The sequence below is a fragment of the Vibrio sp. S17_S38 genome, assembly GCF_014694375.1.
Lineage (GTDB): Bacteria > Pseudomonadota > Gammaproteobacteria > Enterobacterales > Vibrionaceae > Vibrio.
The window spans coordinates 97,930-122,108 of record NZ_JAAUWW010000004.1 but is presented as its reverse complement, the minus strand read 5'-3'; the positions used below and the strand labels follow the sequence as shown (position 1 = coordinate 122,108).

The following is a 24,179-nucleotide window of genomic DNA, read 5'->3' as shown; positions in this document are numbered from 1 at the left end:
GTTATATTGAGATCACTCAATCATTCATCTTTGTACTCCATTCTACAATTATGTTTTTTAGTTCTCTTATTCAAAGATTTAATGTTTATTGCTTAAGTCACAGTTATCACTCGGTAAGACTTTATAATCTCAATATCATGGATAAGAATAAGTATAAAAATGGATAAGAAATTTAGAATCTCGCTGCTGTTTAATGCCAACAAAGTGTACGACCGACAAGTAATAGAGGGTATTGGGGAATACTTACAAGCGAGCCAATGTGACTGGGATATTTTCTTAGAAGAAGACTTCACCACCAATATTAATAATTTTAATCAATGGCATGGCGATGGTGTCATTGCTGATTTTGATAATCCCGAAGTGATTAAACAACTTGAAAATGTCACCGTACCGATTATTGGCGTGGGCGGGTCTTATCAATCTGAAGAGGACTATCCCGATGTCCCTTATGTTGCAACAGACAATTATGCCGTAGTTGAAATGGCATTTGAGCATTTAAAAAAGAAAGGTATAGAGAATTTTGCCTTTTATGGTTTACCTCAATCATATGTACATGGATGGGCACATGAGCGTAAGAAGGCTTTTTTACAAATTGTGGAAAAATCGGGATACAGTTCTTCAGTCTATTTGGGCAATGAAATCTCTCCACAAACGTGGCAATACGATATGAATCGGTTATCTGATTGGTTGCAACGTTTACCAGCCGGTACGGGAATTATTGCGGTGACTGATGCGAGAGCTAGGCATGTACTTCAAGCTTGCGATCATCTTAATTTAATGGTTCCAGACCACCTTTCTGTTATTGGTATTGATAATGAGGAATTAGCGCGTTATCTCACCCGCGTCTCTTTGAGCTCGGTTGGTCAAGGCTGTAAATCAATGGGCCATAAAGCGGCAAAAATGTTGCATAATTTATTAGAGAAAAAGTCTGCTCAAATGAATCAAGAACAGCCATGCAAAGTGGTTAAACATGCGCGAGTATTGGTTCCACCGACTCAAGTTTATGAGCGGCAAAGTACCGATTTTCAAGCGTTAAAAGATCCGTATGTGATCCAAGCCATGCACTATATTCGTCAACATGCATGCCGAGGTATCAAAGTTGAACAGGTATTAAGTTACGTTGGTATATCACGTTCGAATATGGAAGCGCGTTTCAAAGAAGAAAGAGGACATTCGATTCATCAAGAATTGCATGAATCAAAATTAAATCGAGCTGGAAATTTACTCGTCTCAACCGAGTTGCCTATATTGGAAATTGCCGATTTATGCGGCTATCCATCCTTGCAATATATGTATACCATTTTCAAAAAAACACATAATAAAACGCCCAAAGAATACAGAGAAAGAAGTTAAAATACTTCCCCTGCATTCTTTGAAACCACCATTATCAATGGCAGCAACTGCAATTACGTTTGTATTTACTCATTTTACCAATGCCGGGGTTGAAGGTGTTGGTGGGATCGAGCTGATGGTAAAACGCTTGTAAGTTATCTTCTGCTTCATAAAGATGACCAACATTATGCTCCGCTGGGTATTTTGCTCCTTTTTGTTTGAGCAGATCCAGCATGAGCGCTTTCATTTTTTTTGTGTCGGTGCCTTTCTTGAAGATATAATCTTGATGGAAGACATAACACATGAAATGGCCATAATACAAAGATTTCACCACATTTTTACTGATTTCTTCAGGCAGACTTTCGACCCAATTATGATCATTGCGACGAAGGGCAATATCTAGCGCTAAGATCTCTTCTACATCTTTACTATGAATAGTTTCATAACGAATGGCTGCGCCAGCCGCGGCGAATCGATGCAGTAATGCTTTTTTACCTTCATCAGGCGTACATGCGAAATAACCACTACCTGAGTTTTCTCCCCAGTTTTTGTCGAGATAAGCGGTGGCTTCTTCAATTCCTGTATCACTCATTTTTAAGATTAAATGATGCTGATATTTATCTCTAAAGGCCAACATACGTTTTGGTAGATGTTGAGGGAATGCTTTACTGGCGTAGTATAAAATGGTGTCGGGTAAATGCTTACTTATCAATGGGATATTACTGAGTTTATTCTCAATTTTTGCTTTTAAAGAAAAGAATTTTGGTAGGTTGTCTGTGCCTAAATGGTTAATGGATAGGAAAACATCTTTGCCATATTTTTCAGCTAGATCAAAAATATCGCGATGCATGTATTCACCCATTTCAGGCAGATTTTCAAATTGAGATAACATATCTCGTCTTAATTGGGTGAGCTTATTCGCATCATCCGTTCCAATATAAAATATCTGTTCTTTTTTAGGGATGGGGTAACTATCGATTCGAACGGCAAATACCGCTAATTTTCCGGCGCAGCCACTGGCTTCGTAAAGCCTGCGTTCATCGGCGTTAAATCGAGATGGGATATCAGATTCGACATCACGAACACGCGCTTCGTATTCTCTGTCTGAGGCCATGCCTACATCATGCTGAATATCTTCCGGTTTAATCTTTCCATTTTGGATATTAGTGAGAATTTCTTCCGGCGTGTCGCCTAATCCATTAATGCCAAGGTGGTTAATCAGGTGTAATTGTCCCTCTTTATCCACTTGAGCAAACAATGCGAGTTCAGTATATGCAGGACCTCGTTTGACCAATGCGCCACCAGAATTATTCGCAATCCCCCCGACAACAGTTGCACCAATAGAGGATGATCCAATCACAGAATGGGGAGCTCGATTAACACCACTTAGCACTTTTTGTAATTTATGCAGGCTTACTCCTGGCATGCAAACGGCTTGTACACCGCCATCCAAAAGATGAATCTCAGTCATGCGAGTGATGTTAATAATAACGACATTTCTATCATAATCGTTACCACTTGGCGCAGAACCTTCGGTTAAACCTGTTTTTGCAGCTTGCATAATGATGATGCAGTTTGATGCTACACACGCTTTAATTACGTTCCACTGTTCAAGTAAGGTTGTTGGGAAGACCACCGCAAGCGCATCACCTTGGCCCGAACGGAAACCAGATCGATAATATTCGGTTTCTTTTACTTGGGTTAAAACATTTTTAGTTCCAACAATAGACTGGAAATCTTTGATTAGAGCGTGGTTTTCCATTGTGATCCTCTACATTTATCGTTCGTATGTGGATCTTATCTTATCCCTTTTTTAAATGTATGTTGAGAGCATGCCAAGCATTTGAGGTTATTCCTATGAATATAATGAGATACGAATTTTATTCTGATATTAAAAAGGCTCTATCTGAGACTCGAAATGACGAATAGAGCCTTATTGTCATCTCTATTTATGAATAGGCAGGATAATCGCTATAGCCTTTTTCTGTTCCACCAAATAGGGTGCTCGAATCCAGTTCACTCAATGGGTAATCATGTTTAATTCGGTTTGGAAGATCTGGGTTGGCAATAAATGGGCGGCCAAAAGCGACCAAATCGGTTAAGCCTTTTTCGATTAATACCGCGCCACTTTTAGGGCTATAACCGCCCGCAACAATAATAGTTTTGCTGAAGTTTTGACGCAGTTGATGGCGAAAAGATTCAGGTACGACAGGCGCATCGTCCCAATCTGCTTCAGCAAGGTGAATATAAGCAATACCGGCTTGCTCAAACATGACCGCAGCATCCAAGATGGTATCTATAATATCTGGGCAATCCATACCACGAGCCGTGATATATGGAGCTAAACGAACCCCAACTTTAGCAGGGCCAATTTCACCACAAATGGCATCAACCACTTCAGTTAAAAAACGTAAACGGTTAATGCGGTCACCGCCATATTGATCTGTACGATGATTCGAGGTGCTGCGTAGGAACTCATCGATTAAATAACCATTACCACCGTGAATTTCTATACCATCGAAACCGGCTTCCATCGCATTGATTGCTGCTTGGCGATAATCTTCAACAATCTCTTTGATTTCTTCCGTTGAGAGTGCACGAGGAGTTGGGCAATCAACCATTGCGCCATTACCTTGTTCATCCGCTAGCCAAATCTGTGCTTGCGGATTTATTGCAGAAGGTGCAACGGGTAATTCACCATTGTGAAAGGCAGTGTGTGACATACGGCCAACATGCCAAAGTTGCAGAACTATTTTTCCTCCAGCTTTATGCACTGCATTTGTAACCAGCTTCCAGCCGTCGATTTGTGCTTGGCTATGAATACCGGGTGTAAAGCTATAGCCTTGCCCTTGTTGTGAAATCTGGGTTGCTTCCGTCACAATTAAGCCAGAACTGGCGCGTTGAGCATAGTAATCAGCCATGATTTGAGTGGGAATATTGCCCGGTTGAGCAGTGCGGCAACGAGTCATTGGTGCCATAACGATACGGTTATTAAGTTGTAATGCTTTTAGTGGTGAAAATAGTGATTTTAATGGGGTAGGCATAGCTCTATTCCTTATGCAATTAAAGCGATAATGTGCGTTGAGTTTTTAAAGTATCATTATCTTATTTGACCTGTTGTATTAAAAAAACTAGGATAAATGACAATCTCTTTCAAAAAATATTTAATAATGAAATCCCTTCAAGATTTAAAAATATTTATCATGACCGCAAAGCTTGGCAGTTTATCGGCAACCGTGCGTCAATTTGATCTAACCCCAGCGGCAACCAGTGTGTCATTGAAGCGTTTAGAAGCAGATATTGGTGTGATGTTGTTTGTGCGTTCCACTCGCAATTTACGTCTGACTCATGAGGGTGAGATATTTTTACAGCATGCAGAGCAAGCCGTGGAGTTGTTAGAAGGTGCGGTCAGTGAGTTTGCTCATGGTCACTTGGCAGTTCATGGCACATTGAATCTATCGATTCCTTCTGATCTTGGTCGTAATCGAGTATTGCCATGGTTAGATGAGTTTCAGAGCTTATACCCTGCGATTCAACTTCGATTACAGTTATCAGACCGCTTAACCAATATGTTTTCGCAACCTGTCGATATAGCATTGCGATATGGCGAACCTCCTTCTTCTAATATTATTGCTTTAAATGTTGCGCCTAATAATTCTCGCGTGTTATGTGCCTCGCCAAGTTATATAGAGCAGCATGGCATGCCCAATTCTCCTGAAGATTTAGTGCAGCATAATTGTTTGTGTTTTATGGTGGGCGAGAATGTGCATGACCGTTGGTATTTCAGCCAAAAAGGCATGGAAAAAAATATTCGAGTGAGCGGGGATCGTATATCAGACGATGGTGATGCAGTGCGACGTTGGGCGGTAGCAGGGAAGGGCATTGCCTATAAATCGGAATTGGATTTGTATGATGATATTCAGACAGGGCGACTGGTGACATTGTGTTCTGATTGGCAATGTGAAGCCGCACCATTAAATCTAGTGTGCGCCGATCGGCGGTTACTTAATCCAAGCGTGCGGACATTGCGTGAATTTTTGCAGGAAAAGTGTAAGCAAGGCTGAGATGTACGCAACTTAAAATAATACGATCCTTGTTCGTTATTACCTGCGTTAGATTTACATAAATAAAAAAGCCGCAGACGTTAAGTCCTGCGGCAGTAGGGGATTTAAATGGTGCTTATGATTACTTAAATTACTTTATAAATAATGACAAAGTGTAAGGGGTGTCATTATTTGAGAATTAATTAGCAGTCAGTATCTTCAGCGTTTACGTCTTCTTTGACTTTCTCACAACCATCTTCAATGGCATTACCAGCATCTGTAGCCATATCATCAGCTTTGTCTGCCGCATCATCAGCACTATCAGACATGCTATCGCCCATTTCATCTAATTTGTCACCCGCTTGATCTGCAGTGTCTGACGCAGATTCTTGAACATCATTAGCGGTGTCATTCATGCTTTGGCCTGCATCATCAAGTGCTTGCTGAGTCTGAACCGTAGCTTCGTCAACTTTATCTTTTGCTTGATCATTTGAGTTGTTATCACATGCTGCAAGTGCAAATGTAAAAACAGAGGCGATGGTAATAGACTTCAACCAAGATAACTTAGTCATATTGACTCCTTAAAAATACATAAAACATAAAATAGTATGGAAACAGACATACCGTATATTTTTTATTATAAATTGCTGCTTCCAATTAACTGTATCTCATATATTCAAAATAGCGATAGTTGATACGGTAATTTAACCCTTACATAACAATCTATGACCTTGATTTTACTTTGTAACTGTAGGCTTGAGTTTAGTTTGTAACATTTTACGTTTTTAATCTATTCCCATATAGAAAGTGTGACTTTATTGTGTTTTATTAGAGGAATTGAATCTTCATTAAGCGGTTAATTGGTAAAATCTATTAGATTAATTTTCTAAATCGATTGGTTTGTTTTGAATGATAGGTCTAACCTGTTTGTAGTCGTCAATTAGCCTATAGTTTAACTAGTCTAGCTTATGGTTTATCTAGTCGTTTAACAAATTTGACGTAATTTTATGAAGATCCGTTTTCAAATTTTTGGATTGAAATAACTTAGAAGGAACAATGTATGTCTAATCAAGGTAAATGCCCATTCCCACATGCAGCAAGTGGCGGTACAAGCAACAAGGATTGGTGGCCAAACCAATTACGCTTATCCATGCTTAGCCAGCACAGTGAAAAATCTGACCCAATGGATGCAGATTTTGATTATGAAAAAGAGTTCCTCAGTTTAGATTTAGACGCGATTAAAAAAGATCTGAATACCTTAATGACAGATTCTCAAGACTGGTGGCCTGCCGATTTTGGTCACTACGGTCCTTTATTCGTTCGTATGGCGTGGCACAGTGCAGGGACGTATCGTCTGTCTGATGGTCGTGGTGGCGCTGGTTCTGGTCAACAACGATTTGCGCCTTTAAATAGCTGGCCTGATAACGTTAACCTTGATAAAGCGCGTCGTTTATTATGGCCAGTGAAACAAAAATATGGTCGTAAAATTTCGTGGGCTGATTTATTTATTTTGACAGGAAACGTGGCATTAGAATCTATGGGTTTCAAGACCTTTGGGTTTGCTGGCGGTCGTAAAGATGTGTGGGAACCAGAAGAAGATGTGAACTGGGGTAATGAAACCACATGGCTTGAAGATGATAAGCGTTACTCTGGTGAACGAGATCTTGATAATCCATTAGCCGCTGTGCAAATGGGCTTAATTTATGTGAACCCAGAAGGCCCAGGTGGTAATCCTGATCCGCTTGCTGCTGCTGCAGATATTCGTGATACGTTCGCTCGAATGGCGATGGATGATGAAGAAACGGTAGCCTTGATTGCAGGTGGACACACCTTTGGTAAAACCCATGGTGCGGGCGATGCAGCTCTTGTTGGTGCGGATCCGGAAGCTGCCGGTCTTGAGCAGCAAGGTCTTGGTTGGAAAAGTAGCTTCGGTACAGGTAAAGGCGGAGATGCGATTGGGAGCGGTTTAGAAGTTACTTGGACTCAAACCCCAACCCAATGGAGTCATTACTTCTTTGAAAACTTATTTGGTTATGAGTGGGAAAAAGAAAAAAGCCCAGCGGGTGCGTGGCAGTGGATCGCGAAAACGGATGAGACCAGTGTTCCTGATGCACATGATGATGCCAAAAAACACAAGCCAACTATGTTAACCACCGATCTATCATTACGATTTGATCCTGCTTATGAAGCCATTTCACGTCGCTTTCTGGAGAATCCAGAGCAATTTGCCGATGCATTTGCACGTGCTTGGTTTAAATTAACACATAGAGATATGGGACCAAGTGTTCGTTATCTCGGTAAAGAAGCACCAACAGAAGTATTAATTTGGCAAGATCCAATTCCTCACTGTGATCATGAATTAGTCAATAGTGAAGATGTGGCAGCGTTGAAACAAAAAATATTAAGCTCAGGAGTACCGATTTCTGAGTTGGTTGAAACCGCTTGGGCATCAGCCTCTACATTCCGTGGATCCGATATGCGTGGTGGTGCGAATGGTGCGAGAATTCGTTTAGCGCCACAAAAAGATTGGGAAGTGAATAATCCTAAGCAGTTAAAAAAAGTACTGACAGCATTAGAAGCTATTCAACAAGCCTTTAATCAATCTCAAACAGGCGGCAAAAAAATATCGTTGGCTGACGTGATTGTGCTAGCTGGTAATGCGGCGATTGAAGTCGCAGCAGAACAAGCTGGACATGATGTTGAGGTACCATTTACCGCAGGTCGAATGGATGCATCAGCAGAGCAAACCGATGCCTCTTCATTTGATTACCTTGAACCAGTGGCAGATGGCTTCCGTAACTATACAAAAGCCGTTCCGTCTGCACCCGCAGAGCATCTGTTGGTCGATAAAGCGCAGTTATTAACATTAACCGTACCTGAATTAACGGTATTAATCGGTGGGTTGCGAGTTCTGGATATCAATCATGAGAAATCTCCAGTTGGTGTCTTTACCGATCGTAAAGGTGTATTAAGCAATGATTTCTTTGTGAATCTACTCGATATGTCGACTAAGTGGGAAGCTTCTGAAGATAAGAAATATTATAAAGGTGTTGATCGTCAAACTGGCGTTGAAAAATGGCAAGGTACTCGTGTTGATTTGGTGTTTGGCTCAAACTCACATCTACGAGCGATTGCGGAAGTGTACGCTACTCAAGATGCGGAACAAAAATTTGTAAACGATTTTGTGAAGGCTTGGGTGAAAGTGATGAACTTAGATCGTTTTGATATCTAATGTTTAGTTTTTAATATCAAAGACTAGAGCGTTGATTCTAGTGCATTGATAGAAGTACATACTAAAAGGCCGATTTGGATTTATTCTGAATTGGCCTTTATCCATATTAAATGTAAGTATTTATCAATGAATTACTCAGCTATAATCGCGCCAAATTTTATGGCAATAAAAAAGAGATGTTATGAGTCAAAGTGATGTTGTTGTTTGTGCTTTATATAAATTTGTTGAAATTGAAAACCATCAAGCGTTGCAAGAGCCATTGCGCCTATTGATGGAACAACATCAAATTCGAGGCACATTATTGCTTGCCCATGAAGGGATTAATGGAACAGTAGCATCGAACCGTGCGGGTATTGATACATTGCTGGCGTGGTTTGAAGCAGAACCTCGCTTGCAAAACATTAGTCATAAAGAATCTTATAATGATGAAATGCCGTTTAATCGTTCTAAAGTAAAATTGAAGAATGAAATCGTCACCATGGGCGTTGAAGGAATCGATCCTAAGCATGTGGTTGGCACTTATGTAAAACCTAAAGAGTGGAATAGTTTGATTTCTGATCCAGAGGTTTTTGTGGTGGATACCCGAAATGACTATGAGATTGAACTGGGTACTTTTGAGCGAGCAGTTAACCCAAAAACTGAGACTTTCCGTGAATTTCCTGATTATGTAAAAGAGAATCTTGATCCGGCTAAACATAAAAAAGTCGCTATGTTTTGTACTGGCGGTATTCGTTGTGAAAAATCAACAGCATACTTAAAAGAGCAGGGTTTTGATGAGGTTTATCACCTTGAAGGTGGAATCTTAAAATATTTAGAAGAAGTGCCACAAGAAGAAAGCTTATGGCAAGGTGACTGCTATGTATTTGACGGCCGTGTGGCAGTGAATCATCAGTTAGAGCAAAGCGTTTATGAATTGTGTAATGCTTGCCGTCTTCCTATCACTGAAGCGGATAAAGAATCTGAAAAGTTTGAGCAAGGCGTCAGTTGCCCTAAATGCTTTGGTTCGCATTCTGATGAACAAATCGAACGTTTCCGTGAACGTGAAAAACAAGTAGAACTTGCTAATCAACGTGGTGAAATTCATGTAGGAAGCGATGCAGTTAAATTGATGGAACAAAAGCGCCAGCAGAAATTACAACGTAAATCAGAGCAAAGACGTTCGCGTAAATAGAGCGATATTATCGCCAACACATGTTTTTTTGGCCTAATATTAATTTCTAATAAAAGTTTTATATTATAAAAATAATTAATTATCAGGGAGATATGCATGATTGTTGGCTTGGACATTGGTGGAACAAAAATTGAAGGGGTTGGGCTAGACAGCCAAACCTATCAAACCCTGATTAAACATCGTGTGCCTACAAATAAAGAAACCTACCATGCGTTTATTGACTCAACGATGGCGGTAATTAATGAATTGGCTAGACAGGGCGAGATTGAATCGATTGGCATTGGTTGCTGCGGTTCAATCGGCAATGATGGCTTGATGCAAGGCGCTAATATTTTGGTCTTAAATGGTCAAGATTTTATTGGCGATTTACGATCGCGAATTAATGTTCCTATCGCCATTGCTAATGACGCTGATTGTTTTGCACTATCTGAGTTTAAAGATGGCGCGGCAATTGAAGCGAAACAATCTTGCGTAGCGATTATCATCGGTACCGGCTGTGGCTCTGGCGTAATTATAAATGGTGGGTTAGTCACCGGATTAAACAAGCTCGGTGGAGAGATCGGACATAATCCATTACCACATTTTAATCCTGATATTGATGGTGCACCTGTGCAGTGTTATTGCGGATCAATGAATTGTAATGAAACCTTTTTATCTGGCACTGGTTTTGAGCGTTTATATGCACAGCAATATGGTAAAGATAACCAAAGAATAATATCCTCAAAAGAAATCATGGAATTACATTCTCAAGAGGATAAGCAGGCCATTGCTCACTTTGATCTTTATTGCGATCAATTAGCCCGAACTTGTGCCACCATCGTTAATTTTATTGATCCTGAAGTGATTGTGCTCGGTGGTGGGATGTCGAATATCGATGCTATTTACCCATTGGTTCAACAAAAACTCAATCGTTATACTTTTAATAAATCAGCGATTACTCAAGTGGTTAAAAACGTACATGGAGATTCATCCGGTGTACGAGGCGCTGCATTTTTGCATTCATTTCCTCACTGATTAATATTTTTCGTTCATCCTTTCCAAAGTAAGTATAGTAAGAATTAAACCGTGATCCTTCATTAAAGGCTTGCGGTTTTTTTTGTCTGTTTTCATCATTTTCTTTCGTGCTATTGATTCTTATCTCATCATTTCTAAATTCTATACGACAAATTGTATACAATAATGTCTTAAAGATTAATTGGTTATAAAATTGTTGCAAAAATGTAATCTATAAAAGTTGACTCATTAGTCAGGAAAGCTAATACTTATTTCAAATGAAGTAGAAGATAAACCTGAATATCAGGTGGTCAGATACTAATAATAAAAATGAAGTAATGCGCCATACTTAGATTATCTAAAGTGGATATGATTTGTGATGAAGGCGAAATGACGATACAGGGAGTTAACGTGATTACATTCTTACTTAATCAAACATTAAAACGTGAAAGTGACCTTTCGCCGAATATGACGGTGTTGAATTATCTTCGCACTGAGATTAAAAAAACCGGGACCAAAGAAGGGTGCGGTTCGGGCGACTGCGGTGCTTGTACTGTGGTTTTAGGCGAGTTAGTGAATGGCAAGCTTGAATATCGTAGTGTGAATTCATGCTTAACGTTTGTCTCATCATTGCATGGTAAGCAATTGATCACGGTTGAGGATCTTCAGAATAAATCGTCATTGCATCCTGTGCAAAAAGCATTAGTGGATTTTCATGGTTCACAATGTGGTTACTGTACACCTGGTTTTATTATGTCGATGTTTGCACTGAGTAAAAATAAGCCCAATGCCGATAAAGAAGATGTGATGGAATCTTTGGCAGGAAATTTGTGTCGCTGTACGGGTTATCGCCCAATTGTTGATGCCGCGCTTTCATTAAGCTCAGACAAACCTTTGCTTGACCAATTTGCTGAACTTGAGCAACAAACAATTGCCAAGCTTGAAAAAATTGATCGCAAAGCCTTGCCGATGGTGCAGGGTAATTTAACCAGTTTCTCTCCAACCAATATCGCAGAGTTAGCCGATTTATATCTACGCCATCCGAAAGCAAAGCTGGTGGCTGGTGGTACAGATTTAGCGTTAGAAGTGACACAATTTCATCGTGAAATCGAAACCTTAATTAATGTCACTGGCGTGGCGGACATGAAAACCATCACGGAAACGGAACAAGATATTGTGATTGGCGCGAATATGCCGATCAGCGATTGTTATTCAACATTGGCCAAATACTATCCAGACTTTGGTCAACTGCTTCATCGTTTTGCCTCTTTACAAGTGCGTAACCAAGGTACTATTGGGGGGAATGTCGCCAATGCGTCTCCTATTGGTGATACCCCCCCTCTTCTTATGGCGTTAAATGCACGCATTACCTTACGTAAAGGTGAGCAAACTCGCACTTTGCCGATTGATGATTATTTCATTAATTACAAAGTGACAGCTCAGCAAGAATCAGAATTTATTGAAAAAATCTTCATACCGAAACCATTGGATTCCAATGCAAAATTCAGTGCTTACAAACTGGCTAAGCGTTTAGATGATGATATTTCAGCCGTCTGTGGTGCATTTAATTTGACGGTTGAGAATGATGTCGTTACTGATGCAAGAGTGGCATTTGGTGGCATGGCTGCGACTCCAAAACGAGCAACATTATGCGAGAAAGCATTAATTGGTAAGGCGTGGAATAAACAAACCGCTGAAGATGCGATGTTCGCAATGGAGCAAGACTTTGAGCCTCTGTCAGATTTTCGTGCCAGTAAAGAATATCGTAGTAAAACGGCTTGCAATATGTTGATGCGCTTTTTCCTTGAGCAACAAACAAAAGCAATCACACAAATGAATAGCCAAAAATTTAAACAAAATAGTATTGAAACGAGGGTCACGTCTTATGTCTAATCACAACAAAAAAACATTAAGTTACGATGAACTTATGACTCAATACAAACAAGACTTGAAAACGGGTGTAGGTAAGTCAGTTAAACATGATAGTGCAGATAAGCAAGTGACAGGTGAAGCTATTTATGTGGATGATCGTTTGGAATTTCCAAATCAATTGCATATATATTGCCGCCTAAGTACAGAGGCACATGCCAAAATTATCAGCATTGATACCAGCCCTTGCTACGAAATTGATGGGGTTGAGATAGCGATCACAAGCAAAGATATTCCGGGTCAGCTGGATATTGGCGCGGTGTTCCCTGGCGATCCATTATTGGCTGATGGCATTGTGGAATATTATGGTCAGCCTATTATTGCTGTTGCGGCTAAAGATATGGAAACGGCTCGTAAGGCGGCGCTCGCGGCTAAGATTGAGTTTGAGCCTTTGCCTGCCATTTTAGATGTGAAAGAAGCGCTTGAGAAAGAATTTTTCGTGCATGATACCCATGTTCAGCAACGTGGCGATTATCAAGCTGCATTAGACTCAGCAAAGCATGTGCTAGAAGGGCATATTAATGTTGGCGGCCAAGAGCATTTCTATTTAGAAACTCAAGCCAGTAGCGTCGTCCCGAGTGAAGATGGCGGGGTGATTGTTTATACCTCAAGCCAAAACCCAACCGAAATTCAAAAAGTTGTGGCAGAAGTGTTAGGCGTTTCGATGCATAAAGTGGTGGTGGATATGCGCCGCATGGGTGGAGGTTTTGGTGGTAAAGAAACCCAAGCGAATGCCCCTGCGTGTTTGGCTGCGGTGATCGCTCGTTTAACCGGAAAGCCTGCCAAAATGCGTTTATGGCGTAATGACGATATGACCATGACAGGTAAACGTCATCCATTTTATAACCAATATAAAGTCGGGTTTGATGATGATGGACGCATCACTGGAATTGACTTATCGGTAGCAGGAAACTGTGGTTATTCGATTGATTTATCGCATTCGATTGTCGATCGCGCGATGTTCCACTCGGATAATGCTTATTATCTTGGTGATGCAAAGGTGGTGGGTTATCGCTGTAAAACTCACACTGCATCTAATACCGCTTATCGTGGTTTTGGTGGCCCGCAAGGCATGATGACGATTGAACATATCATGGATGAAATTGCGCATCATCTTGGAAAAGATCCATTGACGGTCCGCAAGCAAAACTATTACGGGCTCGAAGATAGAAATGTTACCCACTATTATCAAACAGTTGAAGATAACTGCTTATTCGAGATCACCGAGCAGCTAGAAAAAACCAGTGAGTATCAAAAACGCCGTCAAGAAATCGCGCAATATAATGCCAATAGTCCAATCTTAAAGAAAGGTATCGCCTTAACGCCGGTGAAGTTTGGTATTTCATTTACGGCAACATTCTTAAACCAAGCCGGTGCTCTGATCCATATTTATACCGATGGTAGTATTCACTTAAACCACGGTGGTACGGAGATGGGGCAAGGGCTAAATATCAAAGTAGCGCAAATTGTGGCGCAAGAATTCAGTGTTGATGTTGACCAGATTCAGATCACCGCCACCAATACCGATAAAGTACCGAATACCTCACCAACAGCTGCATCATCCGGCACCGATTTGAATGGTAAAGCGGCTCAAAATGCAGCGTTAACCATTAAAGCTCGTTTAATTGAATTTGCAGCAAATTATTACAAAGTAACGCCTGAAGAAGTGGTATTTAACAATGGTATTGTGCAAGTTCGCGAGCAATTGATCCCATTTGCAGATTTTATTCAGCAAGCTTATTTCAACCAAGTGTCGCTATCGAGTACCGGTTTTTATCGCACTCCTAAAATTTATTACGATCATGAAAAAGCGTGTGGTCGCCCATTTTATTATTTTGCGTATGGGGCTTCTTGTTCTGAAGTGATTGTGGATACCCTAACGGGCGAATACAAAATTCTGCGCACAGATATTTTGCATGACGTAGGCGCATCATTAAACCCTGCCATTGATATTGGTCAGATTGAAGGTGGGTTTATTCAAGGTGTCGGTTGGTTAACCACAGAAGAGCTAGTGTGGAATGAAAAAGGTCGCTTGATGACCAATGGCCCAGCAGGTTACAAGATCCCAGCCATTGCGGATATGCCAATTGATTTTAGAACTGAGATTGTACAAAACCGAACTAATCCAGAAGACACGGTATTTAATTCTAAAGCGGTGGGTGAGCCTCCGTTTATGTTGGGTATGTCTGTGTGGAGTGCATTGAAAGATGCGGTGCATGCCGTTGCGTTGGAAAATGCAAAGTCAGGTGACAACGTCACAGTTCAGCTGGATACACCTGCCACACCAGAGCGAGTGCTATGGGCAATGGAAAAGGCGAGATCGGGGAGCTCTATGGTTAAAGCAGCTTTAGTCGATAACCATCGAGTACAAGCCTAAATGAGTTTATGGTGTTTTTGATACTCGTAATAAATAACGTGTTATTCCAGAAGCGAGGGACGACCTGTTTGGAATCTCCTAAAGTATTTGGCTGCTTTACCAGTTATTGATTACTGATGGAGATCCTGAACTACGCTCCTTCGTCGCTATTCAGGATGACGGTTTCATTGCTTATTACAAGGAAATAGCTATGTCTAGTTATGGAAGTGAACATTCGAATTCGACTAGCCAAGTCTCTTGGATCCAACAACTTGCTTTGTTAGAGCAACAAGGTGAAGAGTGTATTCTGGTTTCCGTATTGGAAGACAAAGGATCAGTGCCTCGTGACGCAGGAACCAAGATGATCGTCACTCGCAAAGAGCTTTATGCCACGATCGGTGGCGGTCACTTAGAACACCTTGCCACACAAATGGCACGTGAAATGTTGATGCAGATCGGCAATGGCCAAACGGATAATAAAATCCATATAGAACGCTTTAATTTAGGTGCACGCTTAGGGCAATGTTGCGGCGGAATGGCAACCTTGAGCTTTGAACCAATTGGCTTTAATCAACATCACCTAGTGTTGTTTGGGGCAGGGCATGTTGCCAAAGCGTTAGTGAATATTGTGCAAACATTACCGTTTAAAATCACTTGGATTGATGAGCGTGAAGCCGAATTCCCAACGCAGCTTACGCCAAATGTTCATAAGCTAGTCAGTGAGGACCCTGTAGGTGAAATTAAGCACATGCCAACCAATAGTTACTACCTAGTGATGACGCATAACCATCAATTAGATTTTGATTTAGCACGAGAAATCTTAACTCACGATAAGTTTAGCTATTTCGGCATGATTGGCTCTCAAACGAAACGAAAAAAGTTTGATATGCGGTTAGCCCATCGAGGTTTTGAGCAAGATTTGATTGAAAAAATGCAATGCCCAATTGGGATTTCAATGGTAAAAGGAAAGCATCCTGCTGAAATAGCTGTGTCGGTTGCGGGTGAATTGATCGCTCATTATCAAGGGCAACAACTCGAACAAAAAAGACCAATAAAACAACATGGATTGGTTGGCTAGAGACATTGGTTAAATAGATACATGAGTTAAATGGATGCATTAGTTCAATAGAGAGAAAATTCGGATTCGGAAACCAACCGCGCCGTTAACATAATTCACAAGGAAGTATTTTTATGCCACACCATAAAACCGCGTATCGTAGCGCCATCATTCAGATTATTGCTGATCCAAAAGATGTCGGTATTGAGCAATCGTATCGTTATTTTGAAGATGGCTTACTGGTTGTTGAAAATGGCAAAATCATTGATGTTGGCGATCATATGGAAACCATTGCTAAGCACAATGGCGACATGAAAATGATTAATTATCAGGATAAAATTATCACTGCGGGCTTTGTTGATACGCATATTCATTACCCACAAACCGGCATGATTGCTTCTTATGGTGAGCAGCTTCTAGACTGGTTAGAAAACTACACTTTTCCAGAAGAAGAACGGTTTAAAGATCCTGAGTATGCGGCCAAAGTGGCAAAGATTTTTCTCGATGAACTGGCAAGTAATGGCACCACGACAGCATTGGTCTTTGGGACGGTGCACAAACAATCGGTAGATGTGTTTTTCCAAGAAGCCAAGCGCCGTGATTTACGCATGATTTGCGGCAAAGTATTAATGGATCGTAATGCGCCAGAGTATTTAACCGACACCCCAGAAAGTGGTTATAAAGACTCAAAAGATTTGATTGAAAAATGGCATGGTAATGGACGTTTATCTTATGCTGTCACACCTCGCTTTGCACCGACTAGCAGCCCTGAACAATTGGCGACCGTAGGGCAGTTATTGAAAGAATACCCAACGGTTTATATGCATACACATTTGTCTGAAAACAAACAAGAAATTGAGTGGGTAAAATCATTATTTCCAGAGCGTGAAGGCTATCTTGATGTATATGATCATTATGGATTGTTGCACCAACGTTCAGTGTTTGCCCATGGTGTTCATTTGTCAGACTGTGAATGTCAGCGTCTGTCTGAAACTGGTTCAGCTATTGCTTTTTGTCCAACCTCAAATCTATTTTTAGGCTCAGGACTGTTTGATCTAACCCGCTTAGAAGAATATGGCGTTCGGGTGGGAATGGGTACGGATGTTGGCGCAGGAACTAGCTTTTCACTGATGCAAACCATGAGCGAAGCTTATAAAGTGATGCAACTGCAACAGCAAAAATTGCATCCGGTAAAATCTTTATATCAAGCGACATTAGGTGGGGCGAAGGCACTATATCTAGATGATAAAATTGGCAGCTTAGAAGTGGGCAAAGAAGCGGATTTTGTGGTACTTGAACCTAATGCTACCACGTTGATGAAGTTTCGAATGCAACAAGCGAAAACCTTAGAAGAGAAGCTGTTTGTATTAATGAGTTTAGGCGATGATCGCACCGTTCATGCTACCTATATCAATGGTAATCTGGCTTACAAGCAATAACCCTCCTACACAATAACGTCGAATATATTGATATACGACGTTATTGTTATAATTTTCAGCCGGCGACTGGTGCAATCTCTAACGTCAAACACGAGGCATTTTCTTCTGATAAATGAATCGTATTGTTCGCTACTCTTGCGTATTGAGCCGAACCTTCTGGCTCTCCACTATTTGGATTAACGTCAAATTTGGGGAAGTTACTACTCGAAATATCTAACCTAATTTTATGCCCTTTAGAAAATAAATTACACGTTGCGAAGGCTTCAACCTCGATCTTGTAAATATGCCCTTGCTGTAGACGCTCCGGTTGTTGCCATGATTTATGGTAGCGACAGCGGAAAATGCCATCAGTAATATTCATCGCAAAGCTTTGTGGATAATCTTCGTTTGATGGGGCTATATCGAGCAACTTGATGGTGAAATCGGTATCTGGCGCATCACTTTCGATAAAGAGTGTGGCTTTTACATTGCCCGCCACTAATATATCTTCATGTAAAGGCTGTGTTTCAAAAGATAAAATATCGCTTCTGTTATTGATTGGCTGTTCGCTTCCGGTACTTCCAAAAAATCGTGGGTCTTCAATTTGATTAAAGGCGCCTCCAACAAAGACTGGTTTGCCAGACGTTAATGAACCGCCTAATGTCGGAACCGGTTTTTTGGGATCAAACGAGTATGTGATAGCGGTTGGTATCATTTCTTTAGACTGATGTAGCGAATAATCTTTATTTAAATACCAGATTTGTGTGTTGGTTTCTGGTAGTGGCCATTGTGATGAGTGGATCCACTGGCCACCGTGGTTTCTTTTATGTTGCGGCGTTTTATTACCAGCGCCACCACCCATTTGGAATATTTTCACTGCGGTATCTTTGCTATACTCCCCATCAAGTAGCCAGCGAGTGAACCAATCAATTCTATACTGCAGCCAATTTTTACCTACATTGCCATCAAATGCAGCTTTCTCACTAAAATCCACATCACCGCAATGAGTAATGTTACGGTCACCATGTAGCCAAGGTCCCATAATCAAAGAGATAGGTGCTTTTTTATGAGCAGATAAAGCATTGTAGTTATCCAACGTGCTTTTGACATAAACGTCATACCAACTCGACATCAGTAGGATAGGGATATCGGGAATGTTTTGATAACTCTCTAAAGAATAAATACCTGACTTTTTCCAAAAAGAGCTAAATCGACCGGCTTCCCATTGCTGTAATAAATACTCTTCATATTCAGGTAAGTGCTTAATTGGAGAGTGACCCTTAGACCACGGCATTTGCTTAAACCATTCAATAATATCTTCATTACTAAGCTGTTCTTTAAGTTTAGGATCTGCTTGAGCTTCGGGGCTAACTAAAGCTTGTCGATAAGCCCAAGTCGCTTGCTTTAGTTCAAAAGCTCCCCCTTGGCGAATGCCACACTCATAGGCACTGGAAAAACCACCAGAGTCGAGCGACATACATTGCAAACCTGGAGGGTTTAAACACGCTAAAGCCATTTGTGTATGTGCGGCATAAGACAGTCCCATGGTGCCAATACTGCCATTACACCAAGGCTGTTGAATTAACCACTGGCAAGTATCAAAGCCATCTTCTGCTTCGTTGATGTACTTGATAAAAACGCCTGAAGATTTATAACGACCGCGACAATCTTGAAATACGCAGGCAAAACCTGCATTAGTAAAAGCTTTCGCCATTTCTTCTCGACTAATCAGATGACCTGATAGATCCACTTCTGAGCGTGAAGCCGCTTCTTTGTTATAGGGTGTTCTTTCTATTATAACGGGCCAGGGGCCTTCAGAATGTTGTGGTAAATAAACGTCAGTAGCAAGCTGCTCTCCATCACGTGTTAATATCATTATATCCAATAATTTTTTCATGATTTTACTACCCATAGACCGCTAAACTAAGCGATAAAAATGCCATAGCGCAAAGAATAATGATTAAAAAGAATGGGAAGATATAACGCGCCCATTGTCCCCATCCAACCTGAGCGGTAGCAAGGAATATCAATAATCCGCTTGATGTTGGCGTTATGATATTAGTGGCACCGTTACCCATTAAGAATGCTAAAACGGTCGTTTGTGGATCGACACCTGCAAGTTGCCCAAGTGGGCCGAGAATTGGCATGGTAACGGCAGCTTGTCCTGACGTGGACGGTATAGCAATATCAATCAGTAGTTGTGAAAAAAACATCCCGTAAGCGGCTAGATTTGAATTATTCTCACCAACTACCGAGGCGAGTGAATGAATGATGGTATCTAAAATTTGCCCTTTGGAAAGCAAGATGGCAACCGCAGTTGCTAAACCGATTAACACCCCTGCGATTAATACTTTTTTCATACCAGACACAAAAGCATCAACGGTTTCATTGGCCGTTAAGCCGCCTACTATGGCAAATAGAATGCCTAAGGATAAATAGTAAGCCGATAGCTCATTATATTTCCAATGCCACGTTTGAGATGCGTATACTAAAAAACCGATACCCATCGCTAATGTTAATAAAACCCATGTATGACGAGCGGGCAATTTGGTTGAATTCCAGCTCATTTCTATCGTGCTATTTTTTGCTTCTTTTTTAATACTTCGTAAAACATAAAGAATTCCGATAATCATTAGAACAACATACACAAAAATGCGCATCCCCATACCACTAAAGACTGGAACACCCACTAATGGTTGAGCGATAGATAGGGCATAGGGGTTGGTAATTGATGCCAAATAGCCTACTTTAACGGGAATAGCGACGATAGCGAGGCCAATTAAACTCGACATTCCCATGCGATTCGCCATCGCAACGACCATAGGTATAACGAGTAAATACTCCTTGGCCATGCCCATAAACGTACTACCCATTGAAAAAATGATCATCATGGCAGGAACCAGTATATAAACATTCCCTTTGGTCGCCGATAGCATCCGTTCCAGGCCTGTTTCAATCGCTCCCACTTTATTTAATACGCCAAACATGCCACCGATAAACAGCACCATGAAAATCATGCCGGATTGTTTGTTAATGGCTTCTGGAATACTAACCAATGCATCAAGTAGGCTGACAGCATGGGCGGCTTCTTTTTGAGGGTAAATATTGATTAAATTAACCGGCGACACACTTTTTGCAAGTACTTGATAGGTGCCCGGAACAATCAACTTACCATTTCGTTCGAATTTTCCTGAATCTAAGAAATAAGTCATTAACACGGCGGCTAAAACGACCAATAATAATATAATGACAGGATTCATTGATTTTTTAGTTTTAGAGCCAGCTTGACTCATTAATGTTGAATCTTTTATGGTCACTGTTGAATTCCTTTTTCAATTAGCGATAACTGAGAAACTGTGGGCTAAGTTTGATCCATTCACAAGCGTATGACGATATGTCATTGATATATGCAGGTAAGGCATAATGAATATAAAGCAACTTATGGCTCTGAAAGCAATAATGGAAACAGGCACAACAAAATCAGCAGCATCACACCTTGGGTTATCACAATCAGGAGTGAGCCGCTTACTCACCCAACTAGAATCTGAGTTAAAGCTTGAATTATTCGAGCGAAGAAAAGGTCGGTTAATCGTGAAACCAGAAAGTCGAAACTTACTGGTTAATGCGCTTCAATCTTTAAACCAATTAGAGCGGCTTTATGATGAGGCTGTCGATATTAAAAAAGGCAGCTTACAAAAACAGGTAATTAAGTTAGCCGTCCCTTATACGTTCACTTCATTTATTATTCCTAAGTTGGTTACTCAAATTTTAGAACATTATCCTAATGTATTGGTCGAGTTGATCACGGGAAGTTATTCATTTATAGAACAATGTGTTGAGTCAGGGAAGGCGGACCTTGGATTTACTCGTGTATATAATAATCCAAGGTTTGAATACACTCCGGTGGCATCTGGCACGTCCCTTTGTATTATGCCACGTAAACATCCTTTATCTCGCTATCATACAATTACAGCTGAACTTTTGAATGGTTTGCCTTTGATATTGCTTGGGAAAAAAAGTGCTTCACGTAAAGATATCGATGCCTTTTTTATGGAGAACAATATTAAACCCCAAGTGATCGTCGAGGCTCATTCAGTCGATGTTGCGTGCTCTCTAGTGGCAAACAATCTTGGAATTTCAATCGTCAATAGTGTTTTACTCAAAGGTGGTGATTATTCATCGATTGTATTTAAGCCTATTATCGATCTTCCCCGCTACCAATATGGCTTGATTACTCATGTAGGATCAGAATTAAATGATTTTGAATCCGAGTTATATGCCAAAGTGGGAGATTGGATGCGTCACTTACTCAATTAAATTCAACGTGATTAATGTCACGTTTTTTTTGGATTTTATGGTGGAGTTGAGAATTGAATTTATGAAATGTGTGATGTTCCATATTGGTATTCGCTTTTCATAATAGACTTTATCAGTGAGGTTCATAGGGTGATGCAACTGTCACTCAACATATCCGCTGTTTAAATTCGTTATAAAGCCAGATGCGTGCAGGTAAATTGGTTGCTTAATGTTAGTATTCAGATTAATGTCGAGTTCGCTAAGATATGCAACGACTCACTTAGAACCTGAATGTCATGCCAACATTCGATTGGAATTGGTTGACCCAATCAGACTCAAAATGGATGAGGCATTTACTATTGCCTTGGTCGCTATAACACAAGGTTGAATTGTTATTATCAACCGAGGTACCAAGCCATCGAATTTGCGCATTCAATGCTAGGTTGGAGGTCATTCGATACTCTAGCCCAGCAAACTGTCGCGGAAAAGCCAACGTTATTATCGACCCAATCAGCGTCAACATAAGACCCACCGAGACCAACACCAATATAACCTGAAAAGTTTTCTGAAATCGGCATATCTAAACTGCTTTGAAAGTGTAGATATTGAATGGAGGACTTTACATCCAGGTCCTCTAATTGTGTGCTTTGTCGGGAATAGAATAATCCAACACGCCCTTTATCTACGGGTACTTCAATCGCAAGTGCAAAGCTATTTCTTCCTTCCATATCATAGGTGTTACCGCTGTCGTCCTCAACACTCCCACCTAAGGTATAACCAATCATTGGCGTTATTATTAAATCGGCGTAGCTGCTGCTAGTTGTTATGCAAAGTAAAAGTAAGCTATATCGTTTCATTGCTAGGCCTTGTGATAAGTGGGTTAAGCCGAGTGTCAATATATTTTAGTGGCATGATAAATAATATTAACGTTGTTTTGTTCTATTACTATTTGGATCCGTGATGTGGTCGATGAATCTGATGCTTAAATTTAAATGATCGCGTGCTTTTATATAACGTGCGATTCCAAATAAGAACAAAAAATAAAACCAACATGAGTGTAACTTTAGCTAATAAAGCTTTACAATTCAGAGCTGAGTATATGCTCTAAGTCTTTGGCTTTACTTCAAATATACAGTTGAATGGTTTGAGTTTATCGATAAGTAATACGTTAAATAACCTTATGATACGAGGTTTAGCGGCAAAAGGAGTTGTAATGAAAATCAAAGCTACTCAAGTAATACTATTGAACATGTTATGTGCTCCAATGGCTTGGGCTGAAACCCCAAGTGCTTATGACCTGTGTTTGCTGGACAAAATAAAACAGCAAAATGGTGATGATACTATTGCTAACCTACGAAAGCAGTGTGACTTGGATAACGTAACGCAAACAACGGTAGGGAAAGATAAACCAGAAGGAAACTTAGCGACTGAACGATATCGATCTGAACGTGAAACGGCATTCGAACCTTTTGTGATGACCGCTCATCGCCTCAACTATTTATTGCCTATTACGTACAGCAACAAAATTAATGAAAAAGCTTATGAGGGCACGGAGTGGTCTGAAGGGCTAGAACATGCAGAAGCAGAATTTCAAATTAGTTTTAAAGTACCTCTTAACTATGGCGATCTCATGGTTGAGGGCGATGCGCTGTATTTTGGTATGACGCTTAAATCATTTTGGCAAGTCTACGCAGATGAAATTTCTCGCCCATTTCGTGAAACCAACTATCGACCAGAAATATTTTATGTTGCTCCTACTGCATGGACCCCTTTTGATGGTAAAACGGCGTTAGGTTTTGGTATTGAACATGAGTCGAATGGTCAACGACAGGATTTGTCTCGCAGTTGGAATCGTATTTATGCACAGTTTTATTATGCCAAAGAAAATTTTGTAGTTGCGGTTCAACCTTGGTGGCGCATTCCTGAAGATGAGAAAAAGGACCCGATGGATTCTGACGGTGATGATAATCCAGATATCGAAGATTACATGGGACATTTTGAACTAACCAGTGCTTATAAAGTAAATGATTTCGAGTTTTCTTTTTTAGGTCGAGAAAACTTTGCCACCCATAAAGGTTATGCTGAAGTTGGTGTTACATTTCCTATCTGGGGGAAAGTTAGGGCTTATGCGCAATATTCATCTGGCTACGGAAGCAGCTTGATTGATTACAACCAGAACCAGCAGAGAATAGGCTTAGGTATCGCGATAACCGGTTTATTGTAATAGAAACCTCTGATTGATGAGGTTGTATTTATCCCTAAATGCCCAGTAATCAGGGCATGATTTTTGAGTATATAAAACTTTCCAATGCAATATATTTCACACCACACTAAAAAATGGTTCTTACGACT

At 40.6% G+C, this 24,179-nt stretch carries 16 protein-coding genes and 1 pseudogene; 11 read left to right on the top strand and 6 right to left on the bottom strand.

All coding sequences use genetic code 11. The features are described 5' to 3' along the window. Positions 1-159: 159 nt before the first annotated feature. Positions 160-1,353 carry a XylR family transcriptional regulator gene (locus tag HC725_RS04885; RefSeq protein WP_190330655.1) on the top strand — a complete coding sequence of 398 codons (1,194 nt, stop codon included), beginning with the start codon at positions 160-162 and terminating at the stop codon, positions 1,351-1,353. A gap of 34 nt (positions 1,354-1,387) precedes the next feature. On the opposite strand, the gene dld is transcribed toward HC725_RS04885, so the two are convergent. Then, positions 1,388-3,094, bottom strand: a complete 1,707-nt coding sequence (gene dld / locus HC725_RS04880; protein WP_190330654.1) for a D-lactate dehydrogenase — start codon at positions 3,092-3,094, stop codon at positions 1,388-1,390. Positions 3,095-3,281: 187 nt separating this feature from the next. Then, on the bottom strand, positions 3,282-4,376 hold the full coding sequence (locus HC725_RS04875) for an alkene reductase (RefSeq protein WP_190330653.1): 1,095 nt from the start codon (positions 4,374-4,376) through the stop codon (positions 3,282-3,284). A 96-nt stretch (positions 4,377-4,472) separates the two neighbouring features. Here HC725_RS04875 and HC725_RS04870 point away from each other — a divergent pair, with 96 nt between their 5' ends. Then, positions 4,473-5,396 (top strand): LysR family transcriptional regulator, encoded by a 924-nt coding sequence (locus HC725_RS04870; RefSeq protein ID WP_274601384.1) that lies wholly within the window; start codon positions 4,473-4,475, stop codon positions 5,394-5,396. A gap of 182 nt (positions 5,397-5,578) precedes the next feature. Here HC725_RS04870 and HC725_RS04865 read toward each other — a convergent pair whose 3' ends face one another. Continuing rightward, positions 5,579-5,947 carry a hypothetical protein gene (locus HC725_RS04865; RefSeq protein ID WP_190330651.1) on the bottom strand — a complete coding sequence of 123 codons (369 nt, stop codon included), beginning with the start codon at positions 5,945-5,947 and terminating at the stop codon, positions 5,579-5,581. A gap of 488 nt (positions 5,948-6,435) precedes the next feature. Between HC725_RS04865 and katG the strand changes: the two genes are divergently transcribed. From katG to guaD, 7 genes are all read left to right on the top strand, one after another. Next, positions 6,436-8,607 (top strand): catalase/peroxidase HPI, encoded by a 2,172-nt coding sequence (gene katG / locus HC725_RS04860; RefSeq protein WP_190330650.1) that lies wholly within the window; start codon positions 6,436-6,438, stop codon positions 8,605-8,607. A 181-nt stretch (positions 8,608-8,788) separates the two neighbouring features. Next, a complete protein-coding gene (gene trhO / locus HC725_RS04855) occupies positions 8,789-9,778 on the top strand; it encodes an oxygen-dependent tRNA uridine(34) hydroxylase TrhO (protein ID WP_190330649.1) in 990 nt (329 codons plus the stop codon). 96 nt (positions 9,779-9,874) lie between these two features. Then, positions 9,875-10,792, top strand: a complete 918-nt coding sequence (locus tag HC725_RS04850) for an ROK family protein (protein ID WP_190330648.1) — start codon at positions 9,875-9,877, stop codon at positions 10,790-10,792. Between the two features lie 390 nt (positions 10,793-11,182). Beyond that, positions 11,183-12,664 (top strand): xanthine dehydrogenase small subunit, encoded by a 1,482-nt coding sequence (gene xdhA / locus HC725_RS04845; RefSeq protein WP_342365923.1) that lies wholly within the window; start codon positions 11,183-11,185, stop codon positions 12,662-12,664. Then, on the top strand, positions 12,657-15,077 hold the full coding sequence (gene xdhB, locus HC725_RS04840; protein ID WP_190330646.1) for a xanthine dehydrogenase molybdopterin binding subunit: 2,421 nt from the start codon (positions 12,657-12,659) through the stop codon (positions 15,075-15,077). The genes xdhA and xdhB overlap by 8 nt, the downstream gene beginning before the upstream one ends. 190 nt (positions 15,078-15,267) lie before the next feature. Beyond that, on the top strand, positions 15,268-16,134 hold the full coding sequence (xdhC, locus tag HC725_RS04835) for a xanthine dehydrogenase accessory protein XdhC (protein WP_190330645.1): 867 nt from the start codon (positions 15,268-15,270) through the stop codon (positions 16,132-16,134). Positions 16,135-16,247: 113 nt separating this feature from the next. Then, a complete protein-coding gene (gene guaD, locus HC725_RS04830) occupies positions 16,248-17,552 on the top strand; it encodes a guanine deaminase (protein WP_190330644.1) in 1,305 nt (434 codons plus the stop codon). A gap of 55 nt (positions 17,553-17,607) precedes the next feature. On the opposite strand, the gene HC725_RS04825 is transcribed toward guaD, so the two are convergent. Then, the gene (locus HC725_RS04825) at positions 17,608-19,428 is read right to left on the bottom strand and encodes a CocE/NonD family hydrolase (RefSeq protein WP_190330643.1); all 1,821 of its coding nucleotides are present in this window, start codon (positions 19,426-19,428) and stop codon (positions 17,608-17,610) included. A 7-nt stretch (positions 19,429-19,435) separates the two neighbouring features. Next, the gene (locus HC725_RS04820; protein WP_342365922.1) at positions 19,436-20,848 is read right to left on the bottom strand and encodes a YfcC family protein; all 1,413 of its coding nucleotides are present in this window, start codon (positions 20,846-20,848) and stop codon (positions 19,436-19,438) included. Positions 20,849-20,954: 106 nt separating this feature from the next. Here HC725_RS04820 and HC725_RS04815 point away from each other — a divergent pair, with 106 nt between their 5' ends. Then, positions 20,955-21,848: a LysR family transcriptional regulator gene (locus HC725_RS04815; RefSeq protein WP_190330642.1), complete on the top strand. Its 894-nt coding sequence runs from the start codon at positions 20,955-20,957 to the stop codon at positions 21,846-21,848. Positions 21,849-22,107: 259 nt separating this feature from the next. Here HC725_RS04815 and HC725_RS04810 read toward each other — a convergent pair. After that, a pseudogene (locus HC725_RS04810) lies at positions 22,108-22,684 on the bottom strand (outer membrane protein). 356 nt (positions 22,685-23,040) lie between these two features. On the opposite strand from HC725_RS04810, the gene HC725_RS04805 reads away from it, so the two are divergent. Further along, entirely contained in the window at positions 23,041-24,051 is a 1,011-nt protein-coding gene (locus HC725_RS04805; protein WP_190330641.1) for a phospholipase A, read from the top strand. Positions 24,052-24,179 lie beyond the last annotated feature (128 nt).

Excerpts from the sequence above, each read along its gene's own strand:
- HC725_RS04885 (WP_190330655.1), top strand. The coding sequence starts at position 160 with ATGGATAAGAAATTTAGAATCTCGCTGCTGTTTAATGCCAACAAAGTG.
- dld (WP_190330654.1), bottom strand. The coding sequence starts at position 3,094 with ATGGAAAACCACGCTCTAATCAAAGATTTCCAGTCTATTGTTGGAACT.
- HC725_RS04875 (WP_190330653.1), bottom strand. The coding sequence starts at position 4,376 with ATGCCTACCCCATTAAAATCACTATTTTCACCACTAAAAGCATTACAA.
- HC725_RS04870 (WP_274601384.1), top strand. The coding sequence starts at position 4,473 with ATGACAATCTCTTTCAAAAAATATTTAATAATGAAATCCCTTCAAGAT.
- HC725_RS04865 (WP_190330651.1), bottom strand. The coding sequence starts at position 5,947 with ATGACTAAGTTATCTTGGTTGAAGTCTATTACCATCGCCTCTGTTTTT.
- katG (WP_190330650.1), top strand. The coding sequence starts at position 6,436 with ATGTCTAATCAAGGTAAATGCCCATTCCCACATGCAGCAAGTGGCGGT.
- trhO (WP_190330649.1), top strand. The coding sequence starts at position 8,789 with ATGAGTCAAAGTGATGTTGTTGTTTGTGCTTTATATAAATTTGTTGAA.
- HC725_RS04850 (WP_190330648.1), top strand. The coding sequence starts at position 9,875 with ATGATTGTTGGCTTGGACATTGGTGGAACAAAAATTGAAGGGGTTGGG.
- xdhB (WP_190330646.1), top strand. The coding sequence starts at position 12,657 with ATGTCTAATCACAACAAAAAAACATTAAGTTACGATGAACTTATGACT.
- xdhC (WP_190330645.1), top strand. The coding sequence starts at position 15,268 with ATGTCTAGTTATGGAAGTGAACATTCGAATTCGACTAGCCAAGTCTCT.
- guaD (WP_190330644.1), top strand. The coding sequence starts at position 16,248 with ATGCCACACCATAAAACCGCGTATCGTAGCGCCATCATTCAGATTATT.
- HC725_RS04825 (WP_190330643.1), bottom strand. The coding sequence starts at position 19,428 with ATGAAAAAATTATTGGATATAATGATATTAACACGTGATGGAGAGCAG.
- HC725_RS04815 (WP_190330642.1), top strand. The coding sequence starts at position 20,955 with ATGAATATAAAGCAACTTATGGCTCTGAAAGCAATAATGGAAACAGGC.
- HC725_RS04805 (WP_190330641.1), top strand. The coding sequence starts at position 23,041 with ATGAAAATCAAAGCTACTCAAGTAATACTATTGAACATGTTATGTGCT.